Here is a 15,716-nt window from a genome sequence, read left to right on the forward strand (position 1 = left end):
GCCGGGTACCCATGGCAAAGTGGTGGCATGGCCAACCCCTTCCTGGAACCCAGTGTCCTCCCCTATGAGCTGCCCGATTTCGCCGCGATCCGTCCCGAACACTATCCGGAAGCGTTCGAGGCCGGGTTCCGCGAGCAGCTGGCGGAAATCGACGCGATCGCGGCCAATCCGGCACCGGCGACGTTCGAGAACACCGCCGTTGCCTTCGAACGCTCCGGCCGCACGCTGTACCGGGTGAGCGCCGTGCTGGACAACTTCGCCGCCGCCGACGCCACCGACGACGTGCTGGAGTTGCAGCAGCGGATGGCCCCGCAGCGGGCCGCCCACCGTGACAACATCTACCTGCATGCGGCGCTCTGCCGGCGGGTCTTGGCTGTCGACGAAGCCGCCGAAGGCCTCGAGGGCGAAGACCTGCGCCTGCTCGCCGAGCTGCGCAAGAAGTTTCGCCGGGCCGGCGCCCAGCTCCCCCCGGCAGACCAGGAGCGGCTGCGCGCCATGAACGTGGAGCTGTCGGAGCTGGACGCGGAGTACTCTCGGGAACTGCTAAACGCCGGCAATGCCGCCGCGGTACATGTCACCGACCGCGCACAACTGGCCGGGCTCGCCGACGACGACCTGACCGCCGCCGAACTCGCGGCGCGGGACGCCGGTTACGACGACGGATGGCTACTGGTCCTGACCCTGCCAACCGCCCAGCCGGCGCTGGAAACCCTCACCGACCGCGGCACCCGCCGCCGCCTGCATGAGGCATCGGTGGGCCGCGGCGAAGCGGGCCACCGGACGCTGGAGCTGGCGGCCCGCACGGCGGAGCTGCGGGCCGAGCGGGCCGCGCTGCTCGGCTTCGCCAATCATGCCGAGTATGTGCTGGACGGGCAGACGGCGCCCTCGCTCGCGGCCGTGCAGGACATGCTGGCGCGGCTCGTCCCGCCGGCCGTCGCCAACGCCCGCGCCGAGGCGGAGATCCTCGCCGAGGCGGCCGGCCACCCCCTCGAGCCGTGGGACTGGGCCTACTATGCGGAGGTTGTGCGCCGCCGCGACTACAGCGTGGACCTGGCCGGACTGCGGCAGTACTTCGAGCTCGAACGCGTGCTCGCCGACGGCGTCTTCTTCGCCGCCAACCGGTTGTACGGGCTGCGGTTCGAGGCCAGGCCGGACCTCGCCGCCTATCATCCGCAGGCCCGGATCTGGGAAGTGATGGACGACGACGGTGCCCGGCTGGGCCTGTTCATCGGCGACTTCCATACCCGGGACACGAAGAACGGCGGTGCCTGGATGGATTCGCTGGTCGAGCAGTCCCACCTGCTGGGACAGCGCGCCGTCGTGATGAACAACCTGAACATCCCGAAGCCCGCTCCCGGCGAGCCGGCCCTGCTCAGCTACGACAACGTGGTGACGCTTTTCCACGAGTTCGGCCATGCGCTGCACGGCCTGCTGTCCCGGGTGGAGTACCCCGGCCTCTCGGGCACCAACGTGCCCCGGGACTTCGTGGAGTACCCGTCGCAGGTCAACGAGATGTGGATGCTGGAGCCGGAGGTCGCCGGCAGCTACGCCAGGCACCACCTGACCGGCGAGCCGTTGCCGCGGGAGGTGGTGGACCGCATCAAGGCTGCGCAGCTGTGGGGCGAAGGCTTTGCCACCACCGAGTACCTGGCCGCGTGCGTGCTCGACCTGGCGTGGCACAGCCTGTCCGCCGGGCAGCGGGTCGAGGATCCGCCGGCCTTCGAACGGCGGGCGCTGGCCGACGCCGGAATCGACCTGCCCCTGGTCCCGCCCCGCTACCGCACCGGCTACTTCAAGCACATCTTCGCCGGCGGCTACGCGGCGGGCTATTACTCCTACATCTGGAGCGAAATCCTCGACGCAGACACGGTCGCCTGGTTCGGCGAAAACGGCGGACTCCGGCGCGGCAACGGAGACCGTTTCCGCCGCGAACTACTCTCACGGGGCAACAGCATGGACCCGCTGCAGGCCTACCGGAGCTTCCGCGGACGGGACGCCGACCTCGCGCCGCTGCTGGCCAGGCGCGGCCTCGACCGGGCCAGCAGCGCCCCGGCCGGCCGCGGGGACGTCCCGTAACGGCGGCCCCGGAAGGGCACCCCCCCCGGAAACGGCAAACGCCCGGTCCCGCACTGTCGTTGTCGTGCGGGACCGGGCGTTCGCCGTCGTCGGTACTTACCAGCCGCGCTCGGCGAGGCGGTGCGGCTGCGGGATCTCGTCCACGTTGATGCCGACCATGGCCTCGCCCAGCCCGCGCGAGACCTTGGCGATGACGTCCGGGTCGTCGTGGAAGGTGGTGGCCTTGACGATCGCGGCGGCGCGCTCGGCCGGGTTGCCGGACTTGAAGATGCCGGAGCCGACGAACACGCCGTCGGCGCCCAGTTGCATCATCATCGCGGCGTCGGCCGGGGTGGCGATGCCGCCGGCGGTAAACAGCACCACGGGCAGTTTGCCGGTGGCGGCGATTTCCTTGACCAGCTCGTACGGGGCCTGCAGTTCCTTCGCGGCCACGTACAGTTCGTCTTCGGGCATTGCCGACAGGCGCTTGATCTCGGAGCGGATCTGGCGCATGTGGCCGGTGGCGTTGGAGACGTCGCCGGTGCCGGCTTCGCCCTTGGAACGGATCATGGCCGCGCCCTCGTTGATGCGGCGCAGGGCCTCGCCCAGGTTGGTGGCGCCGCAGACGAAGGGAACGGTGAAGTTCCACTTGTCGATGTGGTTGGTGTAGTCGGCCGGGGTCAGCACCTCGGACTCGTCGATGTAATCCACGCCGAGGGACTGCAGCACCTGCGCCTCGACGAAGTGGCCGATGCGGGCCTTGGCCATCACCGGGATGGAGACGGCGTCGATGATGCCGTCCACCATGTCCGGGTCGCTCATCCGGGACACGCCGCCCTGGGCGCGGATATCCGCCGGAACGCGTTCAAGGGCCATCACGGCCACCGCACCGGCGTCTTCGGCGATGCGGGCCTGTTCGGGAGTCACGACGTCCATGATGACGCCGCCCTTCAACATTTCGGCCATGCCCCGCTTGACGCGGCTGCTGCCGGTCACGGGCGCGTGAGTTGAAGTTTCTTCACTGCTGGACACTAAAAGCCCCTAGGAGTCGGTAGGAAACGTACACCTAATCATACGTCCGGCCCGGTGCGCTGGGTCACCGATGACGTAACCTTCCTCGGGGCCCCAACCGGGGGCCTGGGCGGTCCGGGGCGGATCAGGCGGTTTGCTGTGTCTGACGGTAGACGGCCATGATCCGCTGGGCCACGGTCAGCAGGCTGGCGGCGGCCAGCAGCACCAGGACCACCAGCAGGACCACCTCCGGCAGGCCCAGTCCGGTCAGGCCGGTGAAAACCAGGACGGATACCAGGCGCTCGGAGCGTTCGGCCAGGCCCACCGCGGCGGTGCAGCCCAGCGACTCGGCCTTGGCCCGGGCATAGGAGACCAACGAGCCGAGCAGCAGGCATACGAGCGCGGAGACGGCGATGGCGGTGTTCTCCCCGCCGGTGAAGAACCAGATGGCCACGCCGGCGAACACCGCGCCGTCGGCCAGCCGGTCGAGGGTGGAATCCAGGAAGTTGCCCCAACGGCTGTTGCGCTCCAGCATGCGCGCCATCAGGCCGTCCACCATGTCGGAGAAGACGAACGCCGTGATGAAAACCGTTCCCCAGAACAGCTCCCCCAGCGGGTAGAACACGAGCGCCCCCACGGAGACCCCGAGGGTGCCCACGATGGTGACGGCGTCGGGCGAGACGCCCATCCGGATCAGGGCACGGGCCAGCGGCGAGAACAGCTTTCCGAAGAACCCGCGCGCGTACTTGTTGAGCATCGCCGCGCTACCGTGCCGGCCAGGCTTGGGATACCTGCTTGCGGACCTCGTCCAGGGTCTCGGTGATCGCCTTGGTCTGGGCGATGATCGGGAAGAAGTTCCCGTCGCCGCCCCACCGGGGCACCACGTGCTGGTGCAGGTGCGCCGCCACCCCGGCGCCCCCGGCTTCGCCCTGGTTCATGCCCAGGTTGAAGCCGCTGGGGTTGGCCACCTTCCGCAGGACCCGCATCGCCGTCTGGGTCAGCTCGGCGAACTCGGCGGTCTCCTCCGCGGTGATGTCGGTGTAGTCGGGCACGTGGCGGTACGGGCAGACCAGCAGGTGCCCGGGGTTGTAAGGAAACAGGTTGAGCACCACGTAGGCGAACTCGCCGCGGTGGACGATCAGCGATTCCTCGTCGGGGCGGGCCGGAGCCACACAGAACGGGCACTCGTCCTTGTTCTTGAACTGGCCCTGGCCGCCCTTGACGTAGGCCATGCGATGCGGCGTCCAGAGCCGCTGGAAGGCATCCGGCACGCCGGGCAGCTCAAAGCCGTCCGTCACCTCGTCGCCGGTCCGGTCGGTCATGGCTTCGGTCGTCTCGGCCATCGTCAGTTGCCGCGCCTGGCGGCGGCCTGCACGATCCGGGACACGGCCTCGTCCACCGGGATGCCGTTGTCCTGGCTGCCGTCGCGGAAGCGGAAGGAGACGGCTCCGGCCTCGGCGTCCTCGCCGCCTGCGATCAGCACGAACGGAACCTTGTCCTTGCTGGCGGTCCGGATCTTCTTCGGGAAGCGGTCCGAACCCAGGTCGGCCTCGGCGCGGATGCCCTGAGCGCGCAGCTTGGCCACGATCTCCAGCATGTAGTCGTTGAACGCCTCCGCCACCGGGATGCCGACCACCTGGACCGGGGCGAGCCACGCCGGGAAGGCGCCGGCGTAATGTTCGATCAGCAGGCCCATGAAGCGCTCTACCGACCCGAACAGGGCGCGGTGGATCATGACCGGGCGCTGGCGGCTGCCGTCGGCTGCCTGGTATTCGAGTTCGAACCGTTCGGGCAGGTTGAAGTCCAGCTGGATGGTGGACATCTGCCAGCTGCGGCCGATCGCGTCGCGGGCCTGTACCGAAATCTTGGGGCCGTAGAAGGCCGCTCCGCCCGGGTCCGGCACCAGTTCCAGGCCGGATGCCTCGGCGACCTCGGCCAGGGTGCGGGTGGCCTCGTCCCAGACCTCATCGGCGCCCACGTACTTCTCCGGGTCCTTGGTGGAGAGCTCCAGGAAGAAGTCGTCGAGCCCGTAGTCCTTGAGCAGGTCCAGCACGAAGTTGAGCGTGGTGGTCAGCTCGTCCTTCATCTGCTCGCGGGTGCAGTAGATATGGGCGTCGTCCTGGGTCATGCCGCGCACTCGGGTCAGGCCGTGGACTACGCCGGACTTTTCGTAGCGGTAGACGGAGCCGAATTCGAACATCCGGAGCGGCAGCTCGCGGTAGGACCGGCCGCGCGAGCGGAAAATCAGGTTGTGCATCGGGCAGTTCATCGGCTTCAGGTAGTAGTCCTGGCCGGGCTTGACGACCTCGTTGGTTTCGGGGTCGCGGGTCTCGTCCACATGCATGGGAGGGAACATCCCGTCCCGGTACCAGTCCAGGTGGCCGGAGACCTCGTACAGGTTGCTCTTGGTGATGTGCGGGGTGTAGACGAACTCGTAGCCCGCCTCGGTGTGCCGCTGCCGCGAGTAGTCCTCCATCGCCTTGCGGACGATGCCGCCCTTCGGGTGGAAGACGGGCAAGCCGGAGCCGAGTTCATCCGGGAAGGAGAACAGGTCCAGTTCGGCGCCCACCCGGCGGTGGTCGCGGCGCTCTGCCTCGGCCAGCCGCTCCTGGTAGGCCTTCAGGTCTTCCTTGGTGGGCCAGGCGGTGCCGTAGATGCGCTGCAGCTGCTTGTTCTTTTCGTTGCCCCGCCAGTAGGCGGCGGCCGAGCGGGTCAGCGCATAGGCGTTGGAAATCAGCTTGGTGTTGGGCAGGTGCGGCCCGCGGCAGAGGTCCTTCCAGACCACTTCGCCGCTCTTGGCGTCCACGTTGTCGTAGATGGTCAGTTCGCCGGCGCCCACTTCGATGCTGGCGCCCTCGCCGGCCTCGTCGGAGTGGCCCTTGAGCCCGATCAGCTCTTCCTTGTACGGCTCCCCCGCCATCTCGGCGAGCGCTTCGGTCTCGGAGACGGTGCGGCGGACGAAGCGCTGGTTGGAGTTGACGATCTTGAGCATCATCTTCTCCAGCTGCTTCAGGTCCTCCGGGGTGAAGGGCTCATCGACGTCGAAGTCGAAGTAGAAACCGTCGGTGATGTACGGGCCGATCCCGAGCTTGGAGTCCTTCCGCAGCTGCTGGACCGCCTGGGCCATGACGTGCGCGGTGGAGTGGCGCAGCACGTTGAGCCCGTCGGGAGAGTCGATGGTCACGGCTTCGACCTTGGCCCCGGCCGGGATCGGCTGGTCCAGGTCCTTCAGTTCGCCGTCGACGCGGACGACGACGACCTCCCGCCGGGCGCCGTAAAGGTCGGCTCCCGTCGTGCCCTCGGTCACCTGGTTCTCTTCGCCGTCGACGATGAGGGTGATGTTCTGGGGCGCTGACACAGAGGTCTCCTTATGGTGGATGTAAGCCGTTACTGCAGCGACATACTTGGGCGCTGCAAGCCTCTACGATCGTATCCGCTGACGCGAAGCCCGACCAACACCGCCGCGGCGGGGCTACGCGCCCGCTGGGGCCGGCGAGCCGCCTCTGGCCGCGCATCATCCTGCCCGGTTCCCGTGGCTACCGGCCAGCCAGGACCCGGCCGGAACGCGGTGATCCAGTCCTTCGGCGGCCATGCGGCGGGCAAGTTCGCCAGTTCCAAGCTTTTCCTGGCGGGCGGCGTCCCTGCCGGCCGCCGGTGTTGCCGGCCCTCGTCCTGCCGCCGGTGTTGCCGGCCCCCGTCCTGCAGCGGCCCCGGAAGGAACAGGGTGCCCCGGCAGCGGCAGGCTGGCGGTGTCCGAAAGGTCCCACGCCTCCAGCGCCTGCAGCCCGATTCCCCTGGGGCCGGTCCGCCGGGTGAGGCCGCGGATGAGCAGCATCTCGGTGCCGAACAGCAACGGGCCGGAGCGTTCCTGGGCTTCCTGGAAGAAGGTGGCGTCCACGCAGCCGGTGCCGTCGTCCACGCTGATGAAAACCACCCGACGGCCGCCGCGCATGGGCGGTGTCTGGGTGGCCACACGGATGCCGGCCACCATTACTTCGCTCCCGTTGCGCATCTGCAGCAGGTCCTTGGCCTGGGTGACTCCGAGTTGGGCCAGCAGCGGAGCGTAGCTCTCCATCAGGTGGGAGCTGGCGTCGATCGAGAGCAGGTCCAGTTCGGTGCGCACCTTGTCCACCGTGGTCGGTTCCGGGAAGACCGGGACCAGATGGCGCAGCTCCAAGTCCCCCAGCGGCAGGGACAGCTGGCCCTCGGTGGGCTGGTAGCGCTGGGGAACCGGGCGGCTGTCCGGCTGGTCCAGATGGTAGACCAAATCCGTCCGGCTGGCCGCCCGGCCGCCGCGCTGGCCGGTCCGGCGGTTCAGCTCGTCGAAGGCGCCCAGCTGGGCCAGGCGTTTGAGCGCGGGTTTGCCGACCTTGGCCCGCGCGCGCAGGTCGGCCAGCGATTCGTACGGCTGGCCGACGACGATGCGTTTGAGCTCGGCCGCCGAGAGCCCGTAGATGCCGGTCAGGCTCAGCCGGATCCCCAGCTTTTCGCCGCTGCCGGAGGGAACGCGTTCCACCTGGTAGCGGTCGGTGCTGCGGTTGATGTCCAGCGGCAGGATCGGGATGCCCAGCCGCCGCGCTTCGGCCACCAGCAGGCGCAGCGGGTACATTCCCGGATCGTGCTGCCACAGCCCGGCCAGGAACGCCTCGGGGTGGTGGGCCTTCAGCCAGGCCGTCTGGTAGGTGGGCACCGCGAAGGCGGCCCCGTGGGCTTTGCAGAAGCCAAAGCTGCCGAAGGACTTCAGCGTGCCCCACACCGTGTCGACCACCTCCGGCGGATACCCCCGGTCCAGCGAGGCGTTGCGGAAGTATTCCTCCACCGCGGGTTCGGCTTCCTCGTTGCCCAGCAGCCGGCGGAATTCGTCCGCCTTGGCCAGTCCGCAACCGGTGAATACGTCGAAGGTCCGCAGGACCTGTTCGTGGAAGATCGTGACGCCGTGGGTTTCCTTGAGGACCGGAATCAAATCCGGGTGCGGGAAGCGCTCCGGCGCCCAGCCATGGCGGTGTTCCAGGAACGGCCGGACCATATCCGATTGCATCGGCCCCGGACGGAACAGCGAAATGTCGATAATCAGGTCGTTGAAGTCCCGCGGGGCCATCTTGCCCACCAGCTCGCGCTGGCCCGGCGATTCAATCTGGAAGCATCCCAGGGTGTGGGTGCTGCGGATCAGCTCATAGGTCGGCTCGTCGTCCAGCGGGACCTGTTCCAGGTTGATGGTCCCGTCCGCGGCAATGTAGTCGGGCCCGGTTCCGTCCTCGCCCACCGGATGCCGGCCGGCTGCCGTCACGGCGTCCTTGCCCGGATGTATGCGGGCTATTTCCTTGAGCGCGTAGGCGATGGAACTCTGCATCCGCACGCCCAGCACGTCCAGCTTGAGCATGCCCATCGGGTCCATGTCGTGTTTGTCGAACTGGCTCATCGGCAGACCCAGCCCGCTTGGCTGGGTAGGGGTGCGGTCCAACAGCGAGCTGTCGCCCAGGATCACGCCGCAGGGGTGCATGGAGATATGCCGGGGCAGCCGGTCCAGCCGTTCGGTCAAATCCACCAGCAGGTCCAGTTGCTGGTCCTGCTCCACCTGGGCGGAAAACGCGCGCAGCTCCGGCTTCTCCGCCATCGCCTCACGGAACTGGCGCGCGGAGAACCGCCAGAGCTGTTTGGCGATGCCCGAAATCTCCTCCTCCGGCAGGCCCAGCGCCAAGCCGGCGTCGCGGACCGCCCCGCGGGCACGGTAACCGTTCTGCATGCTCATCAGGGTGACCCGCTGGCTGCCGAAACGGTCGAAGATTTTTTGGTAGACGTTGTGCCGCTCTGCACTTTCCACATCGATGTCGATGTCCGGCAGGGTGGAACGGTCCTGGGAGAGGAAGCGCTCGAAGATCAGCCCGTGGTCCAGGGGGTTCACGTGGCTGATGTAGAGCAGATAGTTCACCAGGCTCGAGGCACCCGATCCCCGGGCCGCGGCGCGCACGCCCATCCCGGTGATCATGCGCGACACTTCGGCCACCGTCAGGAAGTAGGAGGCGAAGCCCAGCCGCGAGATGATGCCCAGCTCATGGGCCAGCCGGTCCCGCAGTTCCTTCTCCGCCCGTCCGGACATTCCGCCAAACCGTTCGGCGATGCCGGTTTCGCAGCGCTGGACCAGCTCGGCCACGGGATCCCCGTCGATCCCGATGACGGAGGCTTCGGGGACCACCGGGCGCTTGAACCCCATGTCCCGGTAAGGATCCATGCGGCACCGGTCGGCCACCGCTTCCGTCGTGGCCAGCAGGCGGATGACGTCCTTGCTTCCGCCGCCGGCTGCCTGCACGATTTCCCGCGCCAGGGCCTGCATCCGGTCGGGGGATTTCAACCAGCCCTGGGCGCTCGGCTGCAGATCCGGCAGCTTGGACAAGGCTGTCAGCGCCCTCGCCGAGTCCAGCACATCTGCAGTGGCGGCGCCGTCCTCTTCGCAGTAGCGCACGGCGTTGGTAAGCACTGCGGGAAGATTCAACTCCCCGGCCAGGTTAAGCATCCGCACCGCGTGGGCGGTACTGAGATTCTCCCCCGGGGCACTCAGGTGGGAGACAATTTCCACTGCGAGCGCCCCGGCCGGCAGTCCGCTGCGCCAGCGTCCGGCCAGCCGGCGGGCTTCGGCGTAGCTACGGCGGCGCAGCGCCTGTCCGACGTCGGAAAAAGGACCCACCAGCACCGTCAGGGCCGGTCCGCCGTCCGGAATGCCCGCATGCCGGGCGAGTTGATCCACCGTCACGCCGGGCGTCCGGCGGCTGGCGGAACGCCCGCGGGCAGCCGTGCCGGCGTGGGCTTCCGAGACCAGGCGGCAGAGCGCATGGTAACCGCTGCCCTGGTTCCCGCCATGGGCCAGCACCACAACGCGGCCGGTGTCCCGACCGCCGCCGTCTTGGACGGCCAGGTCCACGCCGACTATCGGATCCATCCCCGTCGCCAGGCATGCCTTCAGGTGCTTGACCGTGCCGTAGAGACCGTCCCGGTCGGTGCAGGCCAAGGCGTCGGCACCGAAGGAAGCGGCCGCTGCGGCCAGTTCCTCCGGCCAGGAGACACCGTAGTGGGCACTGTACGCCGTGGATACGTGCAGGTGGGTAAAGCTCATGGACATTCCAAACAACGGTCGGGTCTCGGGATCGGCATCCGGCGGACTGCCGGGGCGAACCGGGGGCTGACAGAAAGGCCGGCGGGTACCGTGGTGCGGTCAGGCGCTCAGCTCCCGGACGGCATCATGGACGCGGATCAGGCGCCAGCGTCCGGTATCCACCTGATGGGAAAGGTCCAGGGTGCGGATCTGCGACCGGCCGTTCAGCCGCGCCTGCACCCGCCAGATCTCATGGTCCACCAGTCCCGCGCCCCGGCCCCGTTCCGCACGCAGTTCCTCCGCCCACCATTTGCGGCGTTCGTACCAACGCACCGGTTCCGCGACGATGCGGTAGCTCCTGCCCTGCCAGCGCAGCCGGAGCGGCTGTCCGGCAGGGGAACACACAACGTCAACTGCTTCGCTGAAAACACCCATGTCCCAGTCGCCTTTCATCTGGACAACGGGTCATAATCCCCGGCGAGCGCCCCTGCCAACACGCCCGCCGAAGAACTTGACCCTCTTATTCTATTCGAATATGTATTCGAATCCAAGATCAAGCCTAGGTTCGGGCACTGACAAAATCGGGCCTCCCGCCGACGTCGGCTCAGCGCGCGGCCGCACTGCGGCTAAGTGCAGCAGCACGGCCTACCGTGCAGGTAGGACGGCCAGGTGCGTGCCGTGCGGCGGCCAAGGAGCCTAGCCGTCGTGCTCGGCGAGGTACTTCACGTCGCCGACCAGCTTGTCCCACATCAGCTTGGAGTGTTCCGCCGCCTCGGCGGTCTCGTTGTTGTCCTGCGACAGCGTGAACTCCGTGCCGCCCGGAACTTCCTCCAGCGTCCAGACGAGACGGTGGTAGTTCTCGGGCACGTCCTCCCGGCCGGACAGCGGGCTGAAATGCGTGACGACCAGCCGCCGTCCGGGTTCGAACTCCAGCACCTGGCCCTTGTCCTCGTACGCCTCGCCCTCCCACTCGCCCCGCCAACGGATGGGCCCGCCAACGCTCCAATCGGTCTGCACGTCGGTGCCGAACATGAATCCCCTGATGGCCTCGGGGTCCGTGATCACGGACCAGACACGGTCCGGCGGCGCCGCAATGGTCGCCGTCGAACTGGCCACGTACCGTCCGGACATTGGCTTCCTCCCCTGGTTCCCGCCGTGGCGCCGCGGGTGCGGCTACTCCATCCCAGCTTCCGGCAGCCGGGGCCGGCGCACAATGGCTGCGGGGACACCGCTCAGGGAACGATCCCCGCTTCCGGGCCGCCCGACGGCGCTCATGCTGCCTCGTCGATGAGGTCGGGCCCGTTGTTGCGCACGTTGTTGACCTTCGAACTGACCCGCCGCGGGACAAGATGCGGTTCGGGCATGGCCTCCAGCAGCTGCCGCACGTCGGCCTCGGATGTTGTTTCCGGATCCAGCCAGTCCGCATAGAGGCCGGGCGGAACGATCAGCGGTGTCCGGTCATGGATATGCCCGAGCGCATCGGCCGCCTGGGTGGTGATGATGGTGCAGGTGCGCAGCCACTTCTCCGGGTGGTCTTCGGGCAGGGCCGGGTCGGGCCAGTTCTCGAACAAAGCCGCGAAAGCCAGCGCCTCGTCGCCTGCGCCGTGCAGGTAGGTCGGGATCTTGCCGTCCTCGGTCTTCTGCCATTCGAAATACCCGTCGGCAACAAGCAATCCGCGCTTCCTGGCCGCCGCCTTGCGGAACGAGGGTTTCTCCGTCACGGTCTCCATCCGCGCGTTGATCAGGCGGGCGCCGGAGCGGGGGTCCTTGGCCCACGGCGGCACGAGGCCCCACCGCGCCAGGATGAGTTTCCTGGACACTCCCTCGCCGTCGGCCTGCTTGCGGTCGATGATCAAGGGGACCTCGTCGGTCGGAGCCACGTTGTAGGAAGGCTGGATCTCTTCGACGTAGGACTCATCGACGTCGAAGGAAGCCACCAGGTCGCCGGTGCTCCGGGCCATGACGTATCTGCCGCACATGCCTCCATTATGGTCCAGCCGCGCGGCGGAAGCCCGGCAAGCGGCCCGAAACAGCCGCGCACCCCGGCCGGACTCCCCGCCCGGCAGCCGCCGCCGCCGGCGCCGGGAATGACCGCGCCCGGTGCGACGTTGACATGTACACAAGCTTTCAGACCAGAAGGAGCCATCTTGGATTACACACCTGCTGCCGGAACCGTCACCATGTTCTCCACCACCTGGTGCGGGTACTGCCGACGCCTGAAGACCCAGTTCGATGCGCAGGGCATCGGCTACACCGAGATCAATATCGAAGAGGTCCCCGGCACCGCGGAGCTCGTCGAGAAGCTCAACGACGGAAACCAGACGGTTCCCACCCTGCTCTTCCCGGATGGCAGCAGCGCCACGAACCCGCCGCTCTCCCTGGTCAAGGAACGCCTGGGCGTCTAGCAGCGGCAGGCTCCACCGGCGGAATCCGGACCGCGGGCCACGGGGCGCCGCAGTTTCCATAACAATCGTTTTGGAAATTGTGGCGCCCCTCTTTTGTTCCTAGGATGGGGCAGGAAGGCCGACGACGGCCTCGCCAGACTTCGCTAGGAAGGAATCACTCCCGCATGGTTCACAAGGTTCGGGCAGTAGTGGCCCTGGAAAAGAATGCTCCGGTCTCCATCGAAACCATCCTGGTTCCCGATCCGGGCCCGGGCGAGGCGCTGGTGGACATCCTCACCTGCGGCGTCTGCCATACCGATCTGCACTACAAGCAGGGCGGGATCAACGACGACTTCCCGTTCCTGCTCGGCCACGAAGCCACCGGCGTGGTCAGCGCCGTCGGCCCCGACGTGACCGATCTTGAGCCCGGCGACCGCGTCATCCTGAACTGGCGCGCAGTGTGCGGCGAGTGCCGGGCCTGCCGGCGCGGTGAAGCCCAGTACTGCTTCAACACGCACAACGCCACCCAGAAGATGGCCCTCGAGGACGGCACCGAGCTCTCCCCCGCCCTGGGCATCGGTGCCTTTGCCGAGAAGACCCTGGTGGCCGCCGGCCAGTGCACCAAGGTGGACGACGACGTCGACCCGGCGGCGGTCGGACTGCTCGGCTGCGGCGTCATGGCCGGCATCGGCGCGGCGATCAACACCGGCGAGGTCAAGCGCGGCGAATCCGTGGCCGTGATCGGCTGCGGCGGCGTAGGCATCGCCGCCATCGCCGGTGCCAAGCTGGCCGGCGCCACCACGATCATCGCCGTCGACATCGACGACAACAAGGTGGAGCTGGCCAAGTCGCTGGGTGCCACGCACGGGATCAACTCGAAGGAACAGGACCCGGTGGAGGCCATCCGGGCGCTCACCGGCGGCAACGGCGCCGACGTCGTGATCGAAGCGGTCGGACGTCCGGAAACCTACAAGCAGGCGTTCTACGCCCGCGACCTGGCCGGGCGCGTGGTCCTGGTGGGTGTCCCCACGCCGGACATGAAGATCGAACTGCCGCTGCTGGACGTGTTCGGCCGCGGCGGCTCGCTGAAGTCCTCCTGGTACGGCGATTGCCTGCCGTCCCGCGACTTCCCGATGCTGGTCAGCCACTACAAGCAGGGCAACCTGGACCTGGACGCCTTCGTCACCGAGCGGATCAAGCTCGACGAGGTTGAGGCCGCGTTCGACAAGATGCACGAGGGCAAGGTGCTGCGTTCGGTGGTGGAGGTCGCATGAGCGCGGCAATCGAAAACCTGGTCACCTCGGGCACGTTCTCGCTGGACGGCGGCACCTGGGACGTGGACAACAATGTGTGGATCGTCGGCGACGCCACCGAGGTCATCGTCATCGATCCGGCACATGATCCGCAGGCCATTGCCAACGCCGTCGGCTCCCGGAGCGTGAAGGCCATCCTGCTCACGCACGGTCACGACGACCACATCCGCGCCGTCGGTGAATTCCGGGACCTGGTGAAGGCACCGGTTTACCTGCACGACGCCGACCGGATGCTCTGGGACGCCGTCTTCCCGGACAGCGCGCCCGACCACGCGATCGAGGACGGCGACACCTTCGAGATCGCGGGGGCGCGGCTGCAGGCCATCCACACTCCGGGCCACTCCCCCGGATCGGTCTGCTTCCACCTGGCCTCGCAGAACGTCCTGTTCAGCGGGGACACGTTGTTCAACGGCGGTCCGGGAGCCACCGGCCGCAGCTATTCCAGCTTCGAAACGATCATCGAGTCGATCAAGGGCAGGCTGCTGACGCTGCCGGCCGAGACCACGGTGAAGACCGGTCACGGCGATTCCACCAGCATCGGCGCCGAAGCGCCGCAGCTCGACGAGTGGATTGCCCGCGGCCACTGAGTAAGTCCGGGCCCAGTCCCGCACCGCCCGCGCCCGACCGTATTCCGGTTCGGGTGCGGGCGGTGTGCTGTCCGGGGCCGGATCCGGCTTGCCGGCGGTGGCGCCATCGGTTCCAGCGCGGCTGCGGTGCGGCCGTCCGATCAGCCGCCGATGTAGTGCATCTCGACCCTTTGCCCTGGCCAGCCGGTGGCCGGGGGCGCCTCGCGCGGCGCCCGACCGGTCCCGTTTCCGGCGGCCACGCCCGCGGTCTCGGCGCTACGCAGTTCCGAGTAGCGGTCCGAGCGGCCCCGCCAGACGCCGGAGAGCACGCGCGTCAGTTCGCCGTCGTCCGCGCCGCCGCGCAGCAGGGCGCGCAGATCCGTCCCGCCGGTGCCGAACAGGCAGGTGAAAAGCTTCCCGTCGGTGCTCAGCCGGGCGCGGGTGCAGCCGTGGCAGAACGCCTGCGTGACGCTGGAGATGGTCCCGATTTCGCCGCCGCCGTCGCGGTATCTGAAGCGCGTGGCCGTCTCGCCGGGGTACCGGGGTGCCAGCGGTTCCAGGGGCAGGTCGGCATCGATCCGCCGCACGATCTCGGCCGACGGGACGACCTGCGCCAGGTTCCAGCCGTTGGTCGTGCCCACATCCATGTATTCGATGAACCGGACGATGTGGGGTGTGCCGTGGAAGTGGCGCGCCATGGCCGGGACGCCGCCGTCGTTCTGGCCGCGCTTGACCACCATGTTGACCTTGACCGGGCCCAGCCCGACCGCGGCCGCGGCCTCGATGGCCTCCAGCACCGCGGCGACGGGATAGTCGACGTCGTTTATCGCGCGGAAGGTGGCGTCGTCAACCGAATCCAGCGAGACGGTTACCCGGGACAGCCCGGCCGCCTTGAGCGCCTCGGCCTTGCGGGTCAGCGCCGAGCCGTTGGTCGTCATCGCCAGGTCCAGCGGACGGCCTTCGGGCGTGCGGAGCCCGGCCAGCCCGGTGACCAGGTCCTCGATTCCCCGCCGCAGCAGCGGTTCGCCGCCGGTCAGCCGCAGCTTTTCCACCCCTTCGGCGGCGGCGATCCGGGCCACCCGGACGATTTCGTCGAAGGTCAGCAGCTGGTCCTTGGGCAGGAACACGAAGTCGCGGCCGAATACTTCCCTGGGCATGCAGTAGACGCAGCGGAAGTTGCACCGGTCGGTGACGGAGATCCGCAGATCCCGCAGGGGCCGGCCCAGTGCGTCGTCGAGGGTGTGCGGACCGTGCTGCGCTGGCCCGTCCATGGTGTGCCTCCGCTGCCGGGACTCGAAGT

13 protein-coding genes are annotated in these 15,716 nt (G+C 68.2%); 4 read left to right on the forward strand and 9 right to left on the reverse strand.

Annotated elements, in window-relative coordinates; genetic code table 11:
- Positions 1-27: 27 nt before the first annotated feature.
- Positions 28-2,076 carry a M3 family metallopeptidase gene (locus AC5RWG_RS02375; RefSeq protein WP_494166352.1) on the forward strand — a complete coding sequence of 683 codons (2,049 nt, stop codon included), beginning with the start codon at positions 28-30 and terminating at the stop codon, positions 2,074-2,076.
- Between the two features lie 96 nt (positions 2,077-2,172).
- On the opposite strand, the gene pdxS is transcribed toward AC5RWG_RS02375, so the two are convergent.
- The 8 genes from pdxS to AC5RWG_RS02415 form a co-directional block, all read right to left on the reverse strand.
- Positions 2,173-3,087: a pyridoxal 5'-phosphate synthase lyase subunit PdxS gene (gene pdxS / locus AC5RWG_RS02380; protein ID WP_494014074.1), complete on the reverse strand. Its 915-nt coding sequence runs from the start codon at positions 3,085-3,087 to the stop codon at positions 2,173-2,175.
- A gap of 124 nt (positions 3,088-3,211) precedes the next feature.
- On the reverse strand, positions 3,212-3,823 hold the full coding sequence (gene pgsA / locus AC5RWG_RS02385; RefSeq protein ID WP_493999835.1) for a phosphatidylinositol phosphate synthase: 612 nt from the start codon (positions 3,821-3,823) through the stop codon (positions 3,212-3,214).
- 7 nt (positions 3,824-3,830) lie between these two features.
- Positions 3,831-4,409 carry an HIT family protein gene (locus AC5RWG_RS02390; protein ID WP_493999836.1) on the reverse strand — a complete coding sequence of 193 codons (579 nt, stop codon included), beginning with the start codon at positions 4,407-4,409 and terminating at the stop codon, positions 3,831-3,833.
- Positions 4,410-4,411: 2 nt separating this feature from the next.
- Positions 4,412-6,424, reverse strand: a complete 2,013-nt coding sequence (gene thrS, locus AC5RWG_RS02395; RefSeq protein WP_493999837.1) for a threonine--tRNA ligase — start codon at positions 6,422-6,424, stop codon at positions 4,412-4,414.
- 156 nt (positions 6,425-6,580) lie between these two features.
- Positions 6,581-10,174, reverse strand: a complete 3,594-nt coding sequence (locus AC5RWG_RS02400; protein WP_494166353.1) for a DNA polymerase III subunit alpha — start codon at positions 10,172-10,174, stop codon at positions 6,581-6,583.
- A 99-nt stretch (positions 10,175-10,273) separates the two neighbouring features.
- On the reverse strand, positions 10,274-10,588 hold the full coding sequence (locus AC5RWG_RS02405) for a DUF6504 family protein (RefSeq protein ID WP_493977563.1): 315 nt from the start codon (positions 10,586-10,588) through the stop codon (positions 10,274-10,276).
- 261 nt (positions 10,589-10,849) lie between these two features.
- Complete coding sequence (locus tag AC5RWG_RS02410) at positions 10,850-11,284, reverse strand: SRPBCC domain-containing protein (RefSeq protein ID WP_494166354.1); 435 nt, start codon at positions 11,282-11,284, stop codon at positions 10,850-10,852.
- Positions 11,285-11,424: 140 nt separating this feature from the next.
- Positions 11,425-12,132, reverse strand: coding sequence for an SOS response-associated peptidase (locus tag AC5RWG_RS02415; protein ID WP_494073861.1), 708 nt, complete (start codon positions 12,130-12,132; stop codon positions 11,425-11,427).
- 168 nt (positions 12,133-12,300) lie between these two features.
- Between AC5RWG_RS02415 and AC5RWG_RS02420 the strand changes: the two genes are divergently transcribed.
- The 3 genes from AC5RWG_RS02420 to AC5RWG_RS02430 all read left to right on the forward strand — a co-directional run bounded on the left by AC5RWG_RS02420 (position 12,301) and on the right by AC5RWG_RS02430 (position 14,437).
- Complete coding sequence (locus AC5RWG_RS02420) at positions 12,301-12,558, forward strand: glutaredoxin domain-containing protein (protein ID WP_127512700.1); 258 nt, start codon at positions 12,301-12,303, stop codon at positions 12,556-12,558.
- A gap of 164 nt (positions 12,559-12,722) precedes the next feature.
- The gene (locus AC5RWG_RS02425; RefSeq protein ID WP_494166355.1) at positions 12,723-13,811 is read left to right on the forward strand and encodes an S-(hydroxymethyl)mycothiol dehydrogenase; all 1,089 of its coding nucleotides are present in this window, start codon (positions 12,723-12,725) and stop codon (positions 13,809-13,811) included.
- Positions 13,808-14,437: an MBL fold metallo-hydrolase gene (locus AC5RWG_RS02430; protein ID WP_494023007.1), complete on the forward strand. Its 630-nt coding sequence runs from the start codon at positions 13,808-13,810 to the stop codon at positions 14,435-14,437. Before AC5RWG_RS02425 ends, AC5RWG_RS02430 begins: the two co-directional genes overlap by 4 nt.
- A gap of 140 nt (positions 14,438-14,577) precedes the next feature.
- Here the strand turns inward: AC5RWG_RS02430 and moaA are convergent, their stop codons facing one another.
- Positions 14,578-15,687, reverse strand: coding sequence for a GTP 3',8-cyclase MoaA (moaA, locus tag AC5RWG_RS02435; protein ID WP_494166356.1), 1,110 nt, complete (start codon positions 15,685-15,687; stop codon positions 14,578-14,580).
- Between the last annotated feature and the right edge of the window lie 29 nt (positions 15,688-15,716).

Source organism: Arthrobacter sp. Y3221160, from assembly GCF_059092585.1.

What these genes read in the sequence shown, in the direction of transcription:
- AC5RWG_RS02415 (WP_494073861.1), bottom strand. Translation starts at nt 12,132, where the DNA reads ATGTGCGGCAGATACGTCATGGCCCGGAGCACCGGCGACCTGGTGGCT.
- AC5RWG_RS02405 (WP_493977563.1), bottom strand. Translation starts at nt 10,588, where the DNA reads ATGGGTGTTTTCAGCGAAGCAGTTGACGTTGTGTGTTCCCCTGCCGGA.
- pgsA (WP_493999835.1), bottom strand. Translation starts at nt 3,823, where the DNA reads ATGCTCAACAAGTACGCGCGCGGGTTCTTCGGAAAGCTGTTCTCGCCG.
- AC5RWG_RS02410 (WP_494166354.1), bottom strand. Translation starts at nt 11,284, where the DNA reads ATGTCCGGACGGTACGTGGCCAGTTCGACGGCGACCATTGCGGCGCCG.
- AC5RWG_RS02375 (WP_494166352.1), top strand. Translation starts at nt 28, where the DNA reads ATGGCCAACCCCTTCCTGGAACCCAGTGTCCTCCCCTATGAGCTGCCC.
- AC5RWG_RS02390 (WP_493999836.1), bottom strand. Translation starts at nt 4,409, where the DNA reads ATGGCCGAGACGACCGAAGCCATGACCGACCGGACCGGCGACGAGGTG.
- AC5RWG_RS02425 (WP_494166355.1), top strand. Translation starts at nt 12,723, where the DNA reads ATGGTTCACAAGGTTCGGGCAGTAGTGGCCCTGGAAAAGAATGCTCCG.
- AC5RWG_RS02400 (WP_494166353.1), bottom strand. Translation starts at nt 10,174, where the DNA reads ATGAGCTTTACCCACCTGCACGTATCCACGGCGTACAGTGCCCACTAC.
- moaA (WP_494166356.1), bottom strand. Translation starts at nt 15,687, where the DNA reads ATGGACGGGCCAGCGCAGCACGGTCCGCACACCCTCGACGACGCACTG.
- AC5RWG_RS02430 (WP_494023007.1), top strand. Translation starts at nt 13,808, where the DNA reads ATGAGCGCGGCAATCGAAAACCTGGTCACCTCGGGCACGTTCTCGCTG.